This is a genomic window from Novacetimonas maltaceti (assembly GCF_002906255.1).
Taxonomy (GTDB): domain Bacteria; phylum Pseudomonadota; class Alphaproteobacteria; order Acetobacterales; family Acetobacteraceae; genus Novacetimonas; species Novacetimonas maltaceti.
In genome coordinates this window covers 52263-70010 of the sequence record NZ_POTC01000006.1, presented here as the reverse complement: position 1 = coordinate 70010, position 17748 = coordinate 52263, and the positions used below count along the sequence as shown (strand labels likewise).

Annotated in this window: 9 protein-coding genes and 1 pseudogene; 7 read left to right on the top strand and 3 right to left on the bottom strand. The window is 65.6% G+C overall.

Annotated features, from left to right (window positions below; all coding sequences use genetic code 11):
• Nucleotides 1–69: 69 nt before the first annotated feature.
• Both KMAL_RS03820 and KMAL_RS03815 read right to left on the bottom strand, forming a co-directional pair.
• A complete protein-coding gene (locus KMAL_RS03820) occupies nt 70–1569 on the bottom strand; it encodes a hypothetical protein (protein ID WP_110094439.1) in 1500 nt (499 codons plus the stop codon).
• The gene (locus KMAL_RS03815) at nt 1566–2450 is read right to left on the bottom strand and encodes a hypothetical protein (RefSeq protein WP_146044145.1); all 885 of its coding nucleotides are present in this window, start codon (nt 2448–2450) and stop codon (nt 1566–1568) included. Before KMAL_RS03815 ends, KMAL_RS03820 begins: the two co-directional genes overlap by 4 nt.
• 188 nt (nt 2451–2638) lie before the next feature.
• Here KMAL_RS03815 and KMAL_RS03810 point away from each other — a divergent pair, with 188 nt between their 5' ends.
• From KMAL_RS03810 to KMAL_RS17510, 7 genes and pseudogenes are all read left to right on the top strand, one after another.
• The gene (locus KMAL_RS03810; protein ID WP_110094437.1) at nt 2639–9769 is read left to right on the top strand and encodes an SEL1-like repeat protein; all 7131 of its coding nucleotides are present in this window, start codon (nt 2639–2641) and stop codon (nt 9767–9769) included.
• Between the two features lie 77 nt (nt 9770–9846).
• On the top strand, nt 9847–12852 hold the full coding sequence (locus KMAL_RS03805; protein WP_110094436.1) for an FtsK/SpoIIIE domain-containing protein: 3006 nt from the start codon (nt 9847–9849) through the stop codon (nt 12850–12852).
• A 74-nt stretch (nt 12853–12926) separates the two neighbouring features.
• Complete coding sequence (locus KMAL_RS03800) at nt 12927–13208, top strand: hypothetical protein (protein ID WP_110094435.1); 282 nt, start codon at nt 12927–12929, stop codon at nt 13206–13208.
• Nucleotides 13205–13486 carry a WXG100 family type VII secretion target gene (locus tag KMAL_RS03795; RefSeq protein WP_110094434.1) on the top strand — a complete coding sequence of 94 codons (282 nt, stop codon included), beginning with the start codon at nt 13205–13207 and terminating at the stop codon, nt 13484–13486. Before KMAL_RS03800 ends, KMAL_RS03795 begins: the two co-directional genes overlap by 4 nt.
• Nucleotides 13487–13494: 8 nt before the next feature.
• Entirely contained in the window at nt 13495–14493 is a 999-nt protein-coding gene (locus tag KMAL_RS03790) for a hypothetical protein (protein ID WP_110094433.1), read from the top strand.
• An 18-nt stretch (nt 14494–14511) separates the two neighbouring features.
• Nucleotides 14512–14970, top strand: coding sequence for a hypothetical protein (locus tag KMAL_RS03785; RefSeq protein ID WP_110094432.1), 459 nt, complete (start codon nt 14512–14514; stop codon nt 14968–14970).
• Nucleotides 14971–15090: 120 nt separating this feature from the next.
• A pseudogene (locus tag KMAL_RS17510) lies at nt 15091–15207 on the top strand (IS5/IS1182 family transposase); the annotation flags it as partial.
• Between the two features lie 120 nt (nt 15208–15327).
• Here KMAL_RS17510 and KMAL_RS03780 read toward each other — a convergent pair.
• Nucleotides 15328–17727, bottom strand: a complete 2400-nt coding sequence (locus KMAL_RS03780) for a TonB-dependent receptor (protein ID WP_110094431.1) — start codon at nt 17725–17727, stop codon at nt 15328–15330.
• Nucleotides 17728–17748: the final 21 nt, after the last annotated feature.

The following is a 17748-nucleotide window of genomic DNA, read 5'->3' as shown; positions in this document are numbered from 1 at the left end:
GGGCCAACGAAAAACGGCACCGCCCGCAATGCAGGCGATGCCGTCTGTGGCGTGGGGAGGGCCCGTCCGTCAGGGCGACGGCGGGGCCGCATCCTTCGCGTTGCTGTCCTGCGCCGTGGTGTCCTGTGTTGTGGTGTCCTGTGTCGCGGTGTCCCGCAGGGCGGGGGCCGGGGCGGCCTTTTCCGATGTATCGAGATCCCGCGTGCCAAAGGTCAGGTGCAGCATGCGCCGGTCCGCCTCATTGAAGGGATAGAAACGCGGCTGTGCCTGGATCATCCACCGGACCGAGGTGTTGAGCACATGGCCCATCCCCCAGTGGCTGGCGCTGTTGACCTGTTCCTCCAGCGATGTGAACAGTTTCGAGCGCGTGATCTCATTGGGCGAACGCACCAGGAAGATGATGACGCCCACCAGCAGGCAACTGACGATCCCATGCGCGAGCGCGGTCGGGGTGCGCACGCTGTAGAGCAGGTAGTACGCGCTCTTGTACAGGTGCACCAGCGCGCCCAGCACGGAAAAGACAAGCGCAAGGGCCGGGGCAATCACCGCCTCCATCGCCTCGCGGCCGATCGTGGCGTGTTCCTGCCCGTCGAGGAATGTTTCCGGCTGGTAGTCAAGTTCCGCAATCCGCCGCTCCACCTCCTGCGTGACCATGGGCTCGCGGACCTGCGCTGCGAACTGCTCTGCCGTCATGCTGGCGGAAATGGGGATGTCATCGGGCACCTTCAGCGCCGCGCGCATCGTCGCGACAAACGGCGGCAGGTTGGCGAAGGCGTCGAATTTCAGGCCCGGCGGGATGAAGTCGCGCGTGCCCGTGATCTCGTTGGCCAGGGCGTTTTCATACACCGTGCGCGCATGCCGCGTGCGCCCCGAACGCACGAAGGCGGCCGCCAGGTCTTCATACCGGTTGAACTTCGCGCGGATCTGTTCCGCCGGGCCGACGAACTGTTCGTTGAAGACGTGGCCGTCCGACCCGCCCATGTCCTGGCGGACGGTGCTGGCCATCGCCTCCTTGACCTTCTCCTGCGCCTTTTCGTCGATATTATCGACCGACATGGCCATTAATGGCAGGATCGACAGGAAGGCCTTGCCCTCCGGCGACTGGCGGACCGCGGCGTCAAGTGTGATCTGCTGTGCATCTATCGTGCCGCGGACGATGTCGCGCTTGATATATTGCAGGAACATCGCGTCGCGGCGCTGTTCGCCCGTGGAATGCGCCACGATCCGGTCAAGCAGCATCTTCTCGCCGAAATAGGTCGCGGGCAACAGGAGGGCCGCAGCCCAGAACAGCGTGCTGATGACCGTGCGCGAGGGCTGGTACGTCGCATTCGCATGGCGCAGGATCATGCCCCAGACCGCAAGCGTCAGGGCAAGGCCGGAAATGACGCGGCCATAGAATTCGATCGCGTCAACATCGTGCCGTGTTGCGAAAGTCCCTGTAATATCCAGCAGGCGTGCATTGAACGCCAGTTCGAAGGCCAGGTAGATTACGGTCAGGAAAAGCATGAGCGGGACATACGCGCGTCTGTTGCGCGATTCCCTGTACTGCTCGAAATCAAGGAGTGTCACTGTGTCAGGTCCAGTTTGACAGGCTGCGAGGTATCGGTTTCATCCGCCCGCGGGATACTGGTGGGGATCTTTTCCATGTGCGGGACCGCCATGCTGCGGCGATGATGCGTCACATGGCGTACGGGCGGCGTGTCATGGGCCGGGGCGGCCTGCGTGGCGTCCGGTACGGCATGTGCCGGTCGGTACGCCGCCGGGTTGTCCACCCACTGCTGGCTGAGGGGGGAGAACGGGTCGTCGGGGTTTTCGACCGCAGAGTCATCGGCGCGCGTGACGTGCGTGTACTGCATCCCGTCCTGCCCCGTGGCGGGCATGTCGCGGGCGCTGGATTCCATGAACCTGTGCTGCATGTAAAGGTAGAGCGTGTCGTCCTGCCCCATGCCGCGAAAGGCGATCATGTTGCGGTCCATGTTGCCGACGCCATATTCGGCGCAGGGCGCGGGCAGGCTGTCGATCCGCATGTTATGCCCGTCCCACAGCGAAACCGTCGCGTATCCCGTGGCGCACGCATCGCTGCGCCCGCGCATGACGGCCACGGTTTCGTCCGGCAGGTCAAAGACCTGCACGATATGCGCATCGTGCATCTTCAGCGCGGACGACATGCCTTTTTCCATGACCGTGACGTAATCGTTTCCCTGCGCGTCGGTCTGGAGCGCGATGGTATCGTTCTGGTATAAAAACGTCTCACGCGTGGTGTATGCCCCCTGCGCGTGGGCCGGATGGGCGGGCGCGTGCAGGCCCATGGCCGCGCATGCCGCCGCAAGCATCAGGCCCCGGCCATGGCGCATGTGCGCGACATGGCGGAACATCCGGCCCCGCCTGCGCCCCTCTGGCAAAGGATCGGGCACGCAGGGTGAAGTAATGGGAATTGCGCGGAAGGTCATATTTAATGCGTGTTCCTGTAATCATGACGGAATTGTTGCAGCATGCACGCGCGGGCGCACGTCTTCGCCCGCAGCGGGTCATTTTGTCCGCCGTGTCTACCCGGTCTATTTATTTCAAATATCGTATCGACGTGTAACTTGTCACCCTGCTATAACGCGCTTGGTCAAAAAAAGTGTACGGGGCATATATGTCAGTCGTCGATATTCCACAGCAGGACCCTCAGACAGGCACCGATGATGTCCCGCTGGCGGTCCGGATGACCCAGGTCCGCTCCGCCGCGCTGCTGGGGGTGACCGACCCGACTGACATGCAGGCCTACCGCCTTGCCCGTGGCGCGCGCTGCGCCGCCGCCGTGCGCGATGGCGCGCCCGAAGGCTATGTCGCCCTGGGCGACTGGTATGCGCTGGGTGGCCACGATCCCGCAGCGGACGACACCATGCTGGCGCAGGGGTACGAACAGGCCCTGAAGTATTATGGCGAGGCCGTCGTCGATGATGACGAGGAAAGCACGTCGGTCTTCGACATCGCGCGCCTGTGGGCCCCGCCGCAGGTGGACGGTGCGCTGGCTGCCTATTTCGATGTCGTGCATGTGGGCGTGGACGGGGGACTGTCCGGTATCGTTGAGTCCGTGATGGCCAATCCCCCCACCGCCGACGCGATCGACTGGATGCGGCGCGCGGCGGGGGAGGGCATCGCCGGCGCCGCCGCGTGGCTGGCGGACCTTGGGGGATATGCCGGCCTTGTGCCGCCGGACATGGATGCGCGTGCCTCTGCCCTGCTGCCCGCCGTGCCGCCCCTGCCGGAACTGGACGCCTGGCTGCAACTGGCGATCGGGCACGGCGATACCGCCGCCATCGGCGCGCATGCCCGCCGCCTGCTGGCGGGTCCGGGCGCGACCGAAGCCACCCGGCAGGAAGGACGCATCGCGCTGGCGCAGGCCGCCGATGGGGGCGACGTGCTGTCGATGCTGCTTGTCGCGGCGGACATGCTGGCCGGGCGCGGGGGCAGTCCGGCCTACGCCGTGCCCCTGCTGGAACGCGCGGTCGCGGCCCCCGGCGGCACGCCGCTCAATCGCGAATGGGCGGCCACCCGCCTGATGGAATGCTGCCGCGATGGCGTGGGCACCGCGCGCGATGCCGCGCGCGCGATGCACTGGCGGCGGGAGGCGGCGCGCCTTGGCGGTGTCGGGGCCATGGCGGCGCTGGGCGCGACCTGCATGGATGCGAACGGGCCGATCCCGCGTGAAGAGGCGCTGGAGTGGCTGCGCAGGGCCGCCGATGCCGGGGATGGCGCCAGCATGGCGCGGCTTGGCTTCTGCTGTGTCGTCGGCCTTGCGGGCGACGTGGCGCAGGGCGTGGCCCTGCTGGAGAAGGCGGCGCAGGCCGGCAGCGTCCTTGCGATGGTGACGCTGGGCAACCTGTATGCGTCGGCGGATGCCGCCCTTGGCGCCGTGCGTGGCGAAAGCCCGCTTGCGGTGGATATGGCGAAGGCGGACCAGTATTACCGCATGGCGGCGGAACACGGCGATGTCGGCGCGATGGTGCGCCACGCCCGCTGCCTGCGCGATGGCGCGGGTGTTGCGCAGGACACCGCCGAGGCCCTGCGCTGGTATGAAAAGGCCGCGGCGGCGGGCGACCTCGACGGCATGCTCGGCGCGGGGCAGATGTACTGCGACCCGAAATCGGGCGTGGCGGACCGGGCGAAGGGGATCGACCTGCTGCGGCAGGTGGCGTGGGGCACCGATGCTAACGCCCGCGTGGCGGCGTGTGAGCTGATCGGGCTTCATGTGCACGATGCCGACCCGGCCGAACTGTACCGGTGGGAAGACCGGGCGATCGAACTGGGGGACATTCAGGTCGCGCTCGACGCGGCGCAGCGGATCCTTGACACGCCCGCGGCCGGTGCGGCGCAGCGCGCGCGCGGCATGGCCCTGCTGGAGCAGGTCACGGCAAAAGGCAGCGGCGCAACCGATGCGCAGCGCGGCATGGCGCTGAACCTGCAGGTCAAATATGACGAACAGGGCGGCAGCGCCGATCCCGCGCAGGAAGCCGCCCGCCGCGTGAGCGCGGCCGAACTGGGCAATGTCGATGCCATCTTCTGGCTGGGGGAGGCGTATTTCATCCGCGACAGGGCCGTCCCGCAGGCGGAGGCGCTGGAGTGGCTGCGTAAATCCGCCGACCTGAAGAACCCCGTCAGCATGGCCAACCTCGGCTTCTGCGAGGTCATCGGCATGGCCGGGAAGGTGTCGCGCGACATCCGCACGGGGCTGATGCTGCTGGACGAGGCGGCGAAGCTGGATTCGGGCTATGCGATGCGGCTGCTGGGCGACCTGCATGCCACGAAGCGGGTCGCGCTTGGCGCCGTGCGTGGCGACAGCCCCCCGGCAGTGGACATGGACAAGGCCGCCGCCGCCTATGCCATGGGCGCGGCAAAGGGCGACGTGATCGCGATGGTGCGCCATGCCGACTGCCTGCGCGATGGCATGGGATGCGAACGTGACGTGCCCGCCGCCCTGCAATGGTATGAAAAGGCCGCGGCCAAGGGCAACCTTGACGGCATGCTGGGCGCGGGGCGGATCTGTTGCGACCCGTCGTCGGGTGCGGCGGACCGCGCCAGGGGCATCGCGCTGTTCATGCAGGTCGCGCAGGGCGGGGGGGCGAACGCGCTGCCGGCCACGCATGAACTGATGGAACTGTATCGCGCGTCCAGCAACCCGGCCGAACTGCAGTTCTGGCAAGACCGGGCGATCGAACTTGGCGACCTGCAGGTCGCCTTTGACGTGGCGCGGCAGATCATCGACGCCCTGGCCGTCGCCCCGGCCCCCGACGCCGCGCGCCGCGCACGTGCGCAGGCGTTGCTGAAGAAGGTCGCGGCGGACGGAAGTGGCGCGGACGATGCGCTGCGTGGCGCGGCGTTCAACCTGCTGGCGCGATGCGCGGACAACGCGGCCGGTGGCACGATCGCTGACGATGACGAGGATCCGCACAGCGTCGAGGCCGGTGTCGAGGCGGGCCTTGCCCTGCGCGTGCGCGCCGCCGGACTGGGCGATCCCGATGCCCTGCGGTGGCTGGGCGAACGCTATTTCAAGAAAGACAGCAGCCTCCCGCCGGCGGAGGCGCTGGAGTGGCTGAAGAAAGGCGCCGACGCGCAGGTCCCCGACTGCATGGGCCGCCTGGGGGTCTGCTATATCCTTGGCGTGGGTGGGGCGGTTGTCGTCGACGTGGCCAGGGGAACGGGCCTGCTGAACACGGCGGCGACCAAGTTCAACCATGTCCCCGCCATGGTGACGCTGGCCGATCTGTATGCGTCCGATGGTGAATTCTCATGTGGGACCGTCAGTGGGCACAGCCCGCTTGCGGTGAAGATGGACAAGGCGGCCGAACTGTATGCCCGCGCGGCGGGGCAGGACAATGTGCCGCCGCGCGAAGCCTGGGTCCGGATGTTCGCGATGGCGCGCTATGCCGACTGCCTGGCCGAAGGCGCGGGCGTCGCGCAGAACCGCGATGCCGCCCTGCAATGGTATGAAAAGGCCGCCAACGGGGGCGAGGTCCTTGGCATGCTGGGCGTGGCACGGCTGTGTGGGGATGAGGCACGGTCGCTGGAATTCTACAACCGGGCCGCGGCCAAGGGGAATGCCGAAGGCGAACTGGGCGCGGGGCAGCTTTACTGCGTCGAAGGGGCATCCCCTGCCGACCGCAGCCGCGGAATCGCGCTGCTGCAGAAGGTCGCCCTGGGCGACAGCAGTTTCGCGCTGCAGGCCTCGCGTGCCCTGATGCGGGTCCATGCGCGCGATCCCGACCCGACCGAACGGTACCGGTGGCAAGACCGCGCCTTCGCGCTGGGCGACGTGGACACCGGCGTGGCGGTCGCGCGCAACCTCCTTGGGAAACGGGCTCCTTCCGCCACCATGCGCGCGCGCGCGATGTCGCTGCTGAAGAAGGTCGTGGCAAAGGACAGTGGGGCCAACAATGCACAGCGTGGCGCGGCGCTGGATCTGCTGGCCTCGTCGGCGTTAGGCTTGTACGGGGACAGCGATTGCGACTATGGCGCCGGGATCGATTACTTGCGCGCCGGGGCGGAACTTGGCAACGGGGATTGCGCCCGCAAGATGGGCGTCCTGTATGCGTTTCCAAGCTATGGCCTTCCGGCGGACGAGGCGCTGTCGTGGCTGATGAAAGGGGCCGAAAAGAAGGACTCCTCCCTCATGACCGTACTGGGCTGGTGCTACCTGGTCGGCCCGCGCCGGGACCTCAAGGTCGACCTGAGGAAAGGGGAGCGGCTGCTCAATGAGGCATGCCAGCTTGGCGACGATGATGCGATGCTGGTGCTTGGCGAGCTTTATGAGAAAAAGACAGTCACCTTCGAGGAACTGGAGGGCCAAAGCCCGTTTGCCACCGACCTGAAGGCCGCGGCCGAATACTATCTCATGGCGGCGCAGAAGGGCTCTGGCGAGGGCATGTTCAATTACGGCTGCTTCCTTGAGGAAGGCAAAGGGGTTGAGGTCAGCCTCTCCGGGGCCCTGGACTGGTACGGGAAGGCGGGGGCCGCGGGCAACGTCGACGGCATGATGGCCGCCGCCCGGCTGAGCCCGGACAAGGCGGATGCGCTGAAATGGTATGAAAAGGCGGGGGCCGCGGGCGACGTCGACGGCATGATGAATGCCGCCCGGCTGAGCCCGGACAAGGCGGATGCGCTGAAATGGTATGAAAAGGCGGGGACCGCGGGCAATGTGGAGGCCATGCTGCACGCCGCCCGGCTGAGCCCCGACTTCGCCGCCAGCGCCGCCTGGTATGAAAAGGCGGGAAACAGGCGGAATATGCAGGGCATGTTCGGCGCGGGGATGACGTATGCCGCCATGCTGCCGCCCGATCCCGCCACCCGCGACAAGGCGAAGAAGTGGCTGATGCGCGTCGCGCAGAGCACGGACGCGCTGGCGCTGAAGGCCGTGCAGAAGCTGATCGAACTCTGCCGCCACGACTCCGACACGAACGACCTGCGCAGGTGGGAGAACCGGGCGGTCGAGCTTGGGAACTTCTCGTATGCGTATCAGGCGGCGAAGCAGATCCTTGATGGCGACAGCCCCGCCCCGGCCGAGGCCGCGCGCGCGGTGGCGCTGCTGAAGCAGGCGACGGCAGAGCGAAGTTCCCTCGACCCGGTCGAGCGGCGCGCGGCCTTTGTCCTGCTGGTCCGGTGTTTCGAACAGGGGATCGGGGGGCCGAAGGATGATGCGGCGGCCCTTGCCGCATGTCGGGAGGCAGCCGGACTGGGCGATTGCGCCGCGCAGAAGAAGCTGGGGCTGCAGGTTTTCGAGAATACGTCGGACGTCAGCCTTGCAGAGGCGATCCGCTGGCTCAAGCTGGCTGCCGCCTCCGGGGATGACCCTAAGGTCATGAGCTACCTTGGCATGTGCTGCGTCATTGGCGTGAAGGACGTGCTGAAGCCCGAGGTGGACGAAGGGCTGCGCCTGCTGGAGCAGGCGGTCAAACTGGGCTCCGTGGATGCAATGAACACGCTGGGCTGCCTGTATAGCTGGCGCTCCATCAGACGGGGGCGCGTGGAGGGGAAAATTCCGTTCGCGCCGGATCCGCGCAAGGCGGCCCATTTCGATGCCATGGCGGCGCGGGGGGGGAACCGGCAGTCGATGGTGCGCTATGCCGACAGCCTGCGCGATGGCAACGGTGTGGCGCACGATACCCCCGAGGCCCTGGAGTGGTACCTGAAGGCGGTCGAAATGGGCAGCGTCGAGGCCATGATCGCGGCTGGCTGCCTGTATGTGCAGGAAACGGACCCCACGGTGCGCGAGCGTGCCGTCGCACTGTTTACGCAGGCGGCGGAGGCGAAGGTTCCGGACAGCGCGCGGGCGATGTATGAACTGGGCAAATTCCGTGTGGGCAGGCAGGAATGGCCCGACGCGATTTCATGGCTGGAAAAGGCCGTGGAACTGGGAAATGCCGATGCCATGGGGTTGCTGGCGTCGCTTGCGCTGAGCAATGTCGTGCCCGGCGCGCCCGACAAGACCCGTGCGATCGACCTGCTCCGGCAGGGGGTGGCCAAGGGGAGCGTGAACGCAAAGCGTCTGTACGGCAAGCTGATGATTGACGGGAAGTTCTGCCCCCTTGATGTCGATGGCGGTGTGGCGATGCTCACCGAACCCGGCGTGGCGGATCATCCGGATGTGCAAATCCTGCTTGGCGACACCGAACGGAACCGCAAGAACTATGTCAAGGCCAGCAAATGGTATGGCGACGTCCTGACGCCGACGGGTGAGGGGAAGTACGATGCCCGGGCCGTGCTGGGACTGATGCTGTGCTGGATGAATGACCCTGCCGTCGGCGACGTACCGTTCAACCGGTGCGTCGGTTACATGCAGGATCCGGAGCGCGCCGAACGCTGCATCAACACGAAAGAGTTGTTGACGCCTCTGGCGTTCGTGGGGGATTTCTTCCGCGCTGCGGCAGGGCGGACATATGATGGCAACCCTGCCGCCACGGACATGGTCAAGGCCTACTACCTGCAGGCGGCACAGTATTACGAACGTGCCATTGCCGCCGGGGAAGATCCCCAGTTGCGGGTGTACCTGCGCGCGTATCTCGGCGCCGGTTCGCTGGCGGAGGGGCGTTACCGCCGGATTGCGCTCGAGCAGTACGAGCAGTTGGCGGAGAAGGGCGATCATGGGTCGATGCTGATCCTGTCGTACGTCTATTCCGCCCATACCGAAAACCCGTGCGCCGACCCGGACAGGATGTTCAAATGGACCAGGCGTGCCGCGGACAGCGGTAGTGAATGGGCGCTGTTGCGTCTGGCCTACTGCCATGCCCTTGGCATCGGTGTTTCGCAAAGCGAGACCACGGCCCTGAAGATTTTCGAACAGTTGGCGAAAAAGAAGGTCGGCTGGGGCCTGTTCGGCGAAGGGATGTACTACCTCTACCAGCACCGCGCTCTCTTTTTCCGTAACGAGAAGCACGGTTTTGACCTGCTGAAGGCCGCCACGAAAGCGCTTCCCGACATGAACAGGTATGTCCCGTTCCTCAACGGACTGATGAGCGAGGACGTGGACACTGTCGCTTTCAGGAAAACGATCCCCGATCTGGGCCAGAGCATCAGAGCGCTGCCGGTGAAGCTGGATGTCGTGAACCCGGACACGAATGTTCCCCTCGTCCTCCCTATCCTCAGGGGCAAGGCTGTGGACCAGATGCGGCTTGCGCATATCCTGCCGTGCACCAGCGCATGGATGGCGCAGCACATGGGCAAGGACAAGGAGACCTGCTTCTGCCGTATCCTGATGCCTTCGGTGAAGGTGCTGGAGACCATTTCATGATGCATGCCATCCCAAGGCGCGTGCATGCCGCGCGATCATCGCACCCGTATTCCCGGCAGCAAAGGATCTGAAGAACCATGAAGTCCATTGAAGACCTCCTGAGCATGGTTCCCACGCCTGCCGCAACACCCGAACCCGCGCCCGAACCCACGCCCGAAGCGGCCCCCGAGGTCGCGCCGCCGCCGAGGTCCGCCCCCCCCGGCAGCAGGCCGCCGCACGCGCTGCTGCGCGCCATCGCGGTGGAAGGGCAGGAGGCATGCAACGCGGCGTGGCGGGCGGAACATGACCGGCTGGTGGCGCAGGGCGGCGGCACGGACAGCGCGCCGTCGGTCGCGCTGTGCGCGCACATCGTCGGTGACGCGGGCGCAACCGTGCGCGAGGCGATGTTCGCGCCGGATCATTTCCACCTCAACGCGTCCTTCACTGCCGATGACTGCGCGGGGCTGCGGGCCGAATGGGCGCCGCAATGGCTGCGCTGGCGCCGCAGTGGCAGGCCCGCGGGCCTGACGCGCAACGGCGATGACGGTTTCCTGCTGCGCTGGGGCAGGGAACGTGGCCCGTCGGGCGCCATTGCGTACCTGCCGCTGATCGCGGGGCAGAAATCGTGGCTGATCCTGTCCGATGACAGCACGAAGGACATGGCCCATGAACTGGTGCGCGTGCTGGTGCTGCGCCTTGCGTGCATGATGACCGATGACGTGCGCTTCAGCCTGCTTGACCCGGTGGGGCTTGGCCGTGCGTTCGCGCAGCAGACATACCTGCCGTCATGCCGCCCGGTCGATTCCGCGCAGCCGGCCAATGCGCTGGCGACGATCTGCAACGACCTGGTGGATGCGACGCGCACGATGCTGCAGGGGCGTCCCGACTTCCATTCCTGGACCCGCGAGGAGCAGAAGCTTGCGGGGGGATACGAGGTGGTCTGCGCGCTGGACGTGGGCGACCCGAAATATGACGCCCTGTCCGCGAAGCTGCGCGAGATCGCCCTCAACGGCCCGCCGGTGGGGCGCTACCTTGTCGCGCATGTCAATGTCACGCCGCCTGCGCACCAGTTCGGCGCGCGCGGCGACGGCGTCGAGAAGCTGCCGCAGGGGTTCGATGACGTCCGCAAGGGCGCGCATGTCATCGACCTGCGCACCCTTGCGGCGGGGGCCGCGACGGGGGCCGGCATCGCGGTGGACCGCCTGCCGCCCGCGCCGCTGCATACGCGGATCCTGCAATCGCTGGCCCGCCCGGTGAAGGGCAGCAGTTTCGCCGTGATCCCGCCCGTGAGCAAATGGTGGACCCACAGGGCGGTGCATTTCATCCAGACCCCCCTGACGAACACGCCCGACGGCCCGAGCGTCCTGTTCGGGGAGGAACCCGATGGCCTGTGCCGCATCGTCACGGCGGGCGTGCTGGCGGGGCAGACCGGCAGCGGCAAGTCGAAGATGCTCGAAGTGCTGATCTTTGGCCTTGCGATGCGCTATTCCCCCGATGAACTGCAGTTCTACCTCGTGGACCTCAAGGACGGGACGGAGTTCAACATCTACCGGCAGATGCCGCACACGGCGGTCATCGCGACCAGCACGGCGCTGCCGTATGTCGGCTCGCTGCTGGAGAACCTCGATGCGGAGATGACCCGGCGCAACATCAAGCTGTTCCGTGACAATGACGACGGGCACGGGCAGTTCAAGAACATCACCGCCTATCACAATGCGGGCCAGCCCCGTGGCCCCGCGCCGCGCCTCCTGATCGTGATCGACGAATACCAGGTCATGTTCCGCAACGCCGACCAGGCGCCGAAGATTTCCAAGGTGATCCAGAACCTGGTCGCCAAGGGGCGTTCGGCGGGCATCCACATCCTGCTGTCATCGCAGAGCATGAAGGCGCCCGGCATGACGCAGGGCCGGAACATCTTCAGCAACATCGCGCTGCGCATGTCGATGAAACTGTCGGGGGATGCGATCGAGGGGCTGGAGGAATTCAACCGCGAGGGCAAGGCCCTGCTGCGCAGCATGGTCCGTGAACGCGGTGACATCCTGGTCAACAGCGACGGCGGCAAGGATGGCAACGTCGTCGGGCATGTGGACCTGCTCGATGGCCGGAGCGATGCGGAGATCAACGCCCCCGGCGCATCGCAGGACGACAATGCGCGGCTGGCGCCGCTGTTTGCGAAATTCGACGAACTGGCCCGCCGCCGGACCGACGCGCAGAAGGCGCACTGGCCGCGGCTGGAGGTGATCGACGGGCTGACGCTGCCGACGCTGTCGGGCAACTTCCTGCTGCAGCGCATGCAGGCCACGGGCGCGCCGCTCGACGCTGCGGCGCTCGAGGCGCTGGCCGCGCAGCGGCCGGAGGAGAAGGGCCTTTTCCCCGTCCGGCTCGATGCGCAGATCCATCCCGTGCCGCTGCTGCTGGGACGCGACACCTCCCTGCATGGGCAGGCCAGCGCGGTGCTGTGGCGCGGGGATGGGGAAAACCTGCTGTCGGTGGTCAAGGACAGCGACCTGCAGGGCAAGCTGCTGGCCGGGATCATCGTCTCGCTCGCCTCGCTGGCGCCTTCGGTGGTGGGATCGGTGCGCATCCTCAATACCGCGCTGTATGCCGATACCTTCCGTGGGGTGATCGACGCTGCCATCGCCCTGACCGGGCGGCCGATGCCCGCGCACTGGGTGGTGTCGGAAAATGCCGCCGACGCAAAGGACTTCCTGGAGGCCCGCGCCCCGGACGGCAGCGCCGACGTGCTGCTGCTGATCGGTCCCGACCAGGCGCCGGACCTGCGGGTCCCGGACACGCTGGCCGCGCGCAGCGCGGGCAACGCGCTGTCGAAGCGGCTGGGCAAGGGGCCGGAGACGGGGCAGCACACGATCATGCTGTGCAATACGATGGCGGAGGTGGGCAAGGTGTTCCAGGCGCGGGCGAACGCGCTTGGGGAGACGTTCCACTGGATCGTGTTCGACATCCTGACGCGTGAGCTTGCGCGCGGGGTGGGGGTCAGCACCCCGACCAGCCGCAGCCGCGACGACGCGGAAGAAAACGTGACGACGGTAAACCTGATGGGGCCGTCGCAGGAAAGGTCGCTGGTGACCCTGTTCGGGGAATGAGCGCGGACTGATGGCGGCACGCAGGACACCTGCGCCGGGAATCGTGGACCATACTTTGCTTGGGAGAGCGGACGATGTCATCGCTTGATGAGACATTCGAACAGATGCAGCAGTTCAACAGGAGCCTGGAGGAGTTCAGCGACGTACTGTCCAGTACGCTCGTGGAGCTGACACGCTTCCATGACGAGGCGATGGCCGCATGGGACAATGACCAGAGTTCGATGCGCTACAATGCCTCGTGGCAGGAACTGAGCGAGGCGCTGAACCTGTGGAGCACGCAGGACGCGCCCGCCTATCGTGAGTTCATCGCGGAGAAGCTTGCGATCCTTGAGGAATACATGGAGGCCGGACAATGATCGACACGACAGCCCTGATTGGCGTTCTCAACGATTACGACGCGGCGCTGCTGCGCAGCCGTGAGGCCATCCAGGCGGCCTTCGAGCAGCTGGAGCAGAGCTGGACCATGTTCGCCACCGTCTATTCCGGGCAGGCGGCGGAGCAGTTCGCCGACATGTTCAACGCCAGCGTCCTGAAGATGCGTGAATGTAACGAGGCGATGGACGCGATCCAGAAGGCGCTGCAGGTCCGTATCGAAGTGCTCACGCGCCTTGACACGGCGGGCGCCGGGATCTGATTCCTGCCATGGACATGATCGAACCGGCTGCCGTGGTCGGCCTGATGGAGGAGACGAAAGACCGTCATTACGACCCGCAGCGCGCGCTGGTCGATGCCGTGGCGGTCTTTGGCACCGTGCAGGCCCTGCTGATGGAGGAGGCGTCGGACGCCATCGCGCGCGCGCAGGCCACGGGCGAGGCCCTGCATGAGGCGATGCAGCGCGTGCAGTACTGGCGCAGCGAACTGGACGCCGTCCATGCGGCGGCGCAGTCCGCCCACAGCGCCGCCAGCAGTCGAGAGGCGCGCGCCAGGCAGGTGGAATGCGAGGCCAATAGCGTGCTGCACCACTGGGAAGGCCAACTGAGCATGGCCATCATCGAGCGCACCAACGCGCAGGCCGCTGTCTCCGCCGCATCGGGGCGGTTGATGATGGCGCAGAACCGGGCGGGGAGCGCCCAGTCCGCGCTGTCGAGCGCGCAGTCCGCTCTGGCGAGTTGTGAGGCGGATGTCAGCTATGATAACCAGGGACACATCGTCTATCCCAACTGCGCGTCCTATGCCAATGCGGTATATGCCGCGCAATCCCAACTGGAACATGCCCAGACCGAGGTGTTCGGCGCCGAATGCGCACTGAACGGCGCGCATCAGGCGCTGGGCCATGCGCAGGCGCGTGAAAACATCTGCACCGACTGCCGCAATCGGGGGATTCACGCGGTCTCTATTGCGGGGCATGCCGTCCGTGTCGGGCGCCAGGCCGTGGCGAGCGCGAATGACGTCATACGCACCGCCAGGGACATCTATCCCCTGGTGCAGGAAATGGACCGCCTGCTTGACGTGATGCGCGAACATGCCGATGCCTGCGCCCGTCAGGCCCAGGTCGGGCGCAATCATGTCGATATCGGCACGGAGCAGTTCCACAGCATCCGCGCCCGCGCCGGGGACAATGCGCACGACGCGACGCGCGCGGATGACCGCCTGATGGACAAGGCGGCGCTGATGCAGAAATTTGACACCCGAACCCTGTAAGGTCGAGGAGGCCCGACGATGTTCAGCATCGACCGCGATAACGTAACGCCGACCTCCAGCCTGGAGGTCCTTCACGGCCATGCGCGTGACGCGCACGAACGCCTTGAGGAACTGCACGAGATGTTGCTGTCGTGGCGCAATGAGGTCGAATCCCTTGCCGCCCTGTGGCTTGACGCGGCGGGGCGTTCGGTCATGGAACGGAACATCAGGCCCACCACGGAGGCGCGCGAGGCGATCGGGACGGACCTGACGGACCTTGCCACAGAGAATGACATGGCAGGCACCGCCCTGATGGAAGCATGGGCGCAGTCCTGTTACGCCGGGCGCACCATGGACAGTATCGACCATACCGGCAGCACGCTGATGGCGCGCCTGCCGGATGTGCATATGGAAATCTCCCGCGCGGAATCCTACGGCCGCGAATGTGACGCGCAGGCGACGCATGCCGCCGCCCAGACCCCGCCGTACGTCTGTTAAGCGGGAGGATCATGCCGCGCGTACTCCCGTTTGATCGGTGATGTTTCCTTTCCGTTTCTGGAACGGGGGGAGTGCGCATGCGACGCTATGGCCAGGGCGATGGCTGGTGGGAGCGGATAAAAAAAGGGCGCGGATCAGGCCATCGGCCGATCCCGTGGCGGACTGACCACCAGAATCCATGCCATTGTCGATGAAGTCGATCCCGATCCCCTCCCTGCGCTGGCGCACGCGCCAGGTGGGGGGCAGGGAAGGGCGGTGGACATGGTATGCGTGGTGGCGCTGTGTTATGACGTCCCGATCACGGGGCCCCGGTGTGGGGCCGGTCCCCGTGACGCTTCCGGACGGTCAGGACATGTTTCAGAAGGCGGTCTGGAAGCTCCCCATCATCGCAAAGCCCGCACCGACGAAATACGAAGCGGAGGAGCCGGAGATCTGGGTCCCGCGCATGCCGGTATAGCTCTTGGCGTTCAGGGCGGCGCCCGCGATGCCCGACAGGTATTTCGTGTTGCCGATATTGATGAAGTTCAGGCGGAATTCAGGCGCCTTCGCCACCCACACCTTCTTCAGCCGCACACCCAGCGCAAGGTCGCCGGTGATGTAGCTTGGCATCTTCTCGTCATCCATGAAGGTCGAATACTGGCTGCCGACATATTTCATGTTCCCGTTGGCAAAGAACATCCCGTCGTCATAGGACAGCCCGACGGCGGCCTGCCACTGCGGGCTGCGGATGGCGGTCTTGCCCGCGGTATGCAGGTAGTCCCCGCCCACGGCGATGTTGCTGTCGGTCGTGGCGTGCAGGTACTCGACCGAGGCATAGGGGCTGAAATGATGGTACGGTTTCGTGCCGATTTCCGCGTCAAAGCCGCGCGACGTCTGCCCGCCCGCATTGATGTACGAACTGACCAGCGCGCCATTTTCGGGGATGATGGTCGAAATCTGCCGGTTGGTGAAGTTGTAGTTGAAGAACGTGACCGACGCGACGATGTCCTTTTGATACCGGTATCCGATTTCCTCCTGGATCGAATATTCATCCTTCAGCTTCGTGTTCGGGATGCTGGTGATCGCGCCGGTGGTGATGCTGTAGTTGTTGAACAGGTTGGAGGTCGAGGGCGGGCGGAAATTGCCGCTGGCGGAGACGAAGATCTGGTGGTACGGGCTCGGCCGGTAGCTCAGCGAGAACTGCGGCAGCGGCTGTGACGTGTTTTCCCCCACATGCGACTGCGGCCCCGGCAGGTAGTTGTCGCCCTTGCGCGAGATCATCATCTCGCGGAAGCCCGCGCTGATCTGCAGCCGGTCATGGTCGAGCGAGACCTTGTCCCCGACATAGATGCCGTTGATCTGCGTGCCGGTGAAGTTGTTGCCCGCCAGCAGCAGTTGCCCGTCGGGGTAGGTGATGCTGTAGCCGCCCATGGCGTTGCGGGCCTCCCCGCGTGAATTCAGCGCGGCGAAGGGCATCTGCACGGCGTTGCTCTGGTAATCATACCAGTATCCCAGCGTGATCTTGTGTCGTCCGATGTCGTAATGCAGCGCGCTGTTGATGCCATAGGTGTATTCCTGTTCCAGGTACTGCCCCAGCGCGTTGACCTGGTTGTTGATCGCCCCCGGCAGGTTGAGGCTTTCGGGATGGTACTGCGTGCCGATGTAATTCCCCGTCTCGTTCACCATGGTGCCGCCGGGGTAATAGCCGCTGCCCCAGTAGAAATACGGCGTGCTGGTGAAATGCAGGTGGTCCGTCAGCGCCAGCCTGATCGGCGCGCTGATCATGAAATCGTTCCACCCGCCGATATAGTTCTTCCAGTAATTCGTCTTGCCCGGCGTATAGCTGCCGGCATAGTTGGCCGAATAATGCAGCGCGTTCCATTGCGACATGGTCGGTTCCATGTAATAGGCGACATCGCGGCTGTTATACGACCCGAACAGGGATATGCTGTTGTCGCCCCATTCCTTCTGCAGCTTGAAATCCACATGGCGGCGGTGGTTCCACCCCGGCCCGTGGGAGTTCTGGCTGCTCGCGGCGGAGAAGGAGACGAACGCCTTGACCCCGGTATGGCCAAGCTCCCCGGTATCGAGGCGGATGAACTCGCGGTTGGTGGTATAGGTGCCATAGGCGGCGTCGGTGAAGATGCCGAACTTGTTCGACGGGTTGCGGATGCCCACCGTCATCACGCCCCCGGCGGAGGTATAGACCGGGTCCGTCAGGCCGGGCGCGCCCTGTGCCACGGAAATCGAACTCATGTTTTCGGAATCCGCCCATTCGGACGCATCCTGGATGTAGATGCCACTGTCATTGAGGGGGATGCCCTCCATCACGTAACCGATCTCATCCTGTCCCAACCCGCGGATCGACAGCGTGGACTGGTCCGACAGGCCGATCGGGTCCGACCCGCCCACATTCGCGCCCGGCAGCATCTTGATCAGTTGCAGCGCGCTGGTGCCGGGGGTCTGTTTCTGGATGTAGTTGGCCGAAACGGTGCTGACCGAACGCGGGGCGGTCTCCCTGCGGATCAGGCCCGCGCCAACGCCCGCGCCGGTGACGCCGTTGGTGGCGGCCGCGTTGGACGTGACGTTGATGTTCTCCATGACCTGCGGTGGCTGCTGCGTGGCTTTTTTCGTGGCCGTGCCGCCGCCCGTGGGCTTGGCCTTGTTGGCGTGCAGGCGCGGGTCGGGCGTGGGCGAATTGGGGCGATCCTGCGCCAGGACGGTATCAAGGGGCAGGAAGGCAAAGAGAGAGACAAACAGCAGATACTTCGAACGCATGACTTGGTCCCCTTGCGTGAG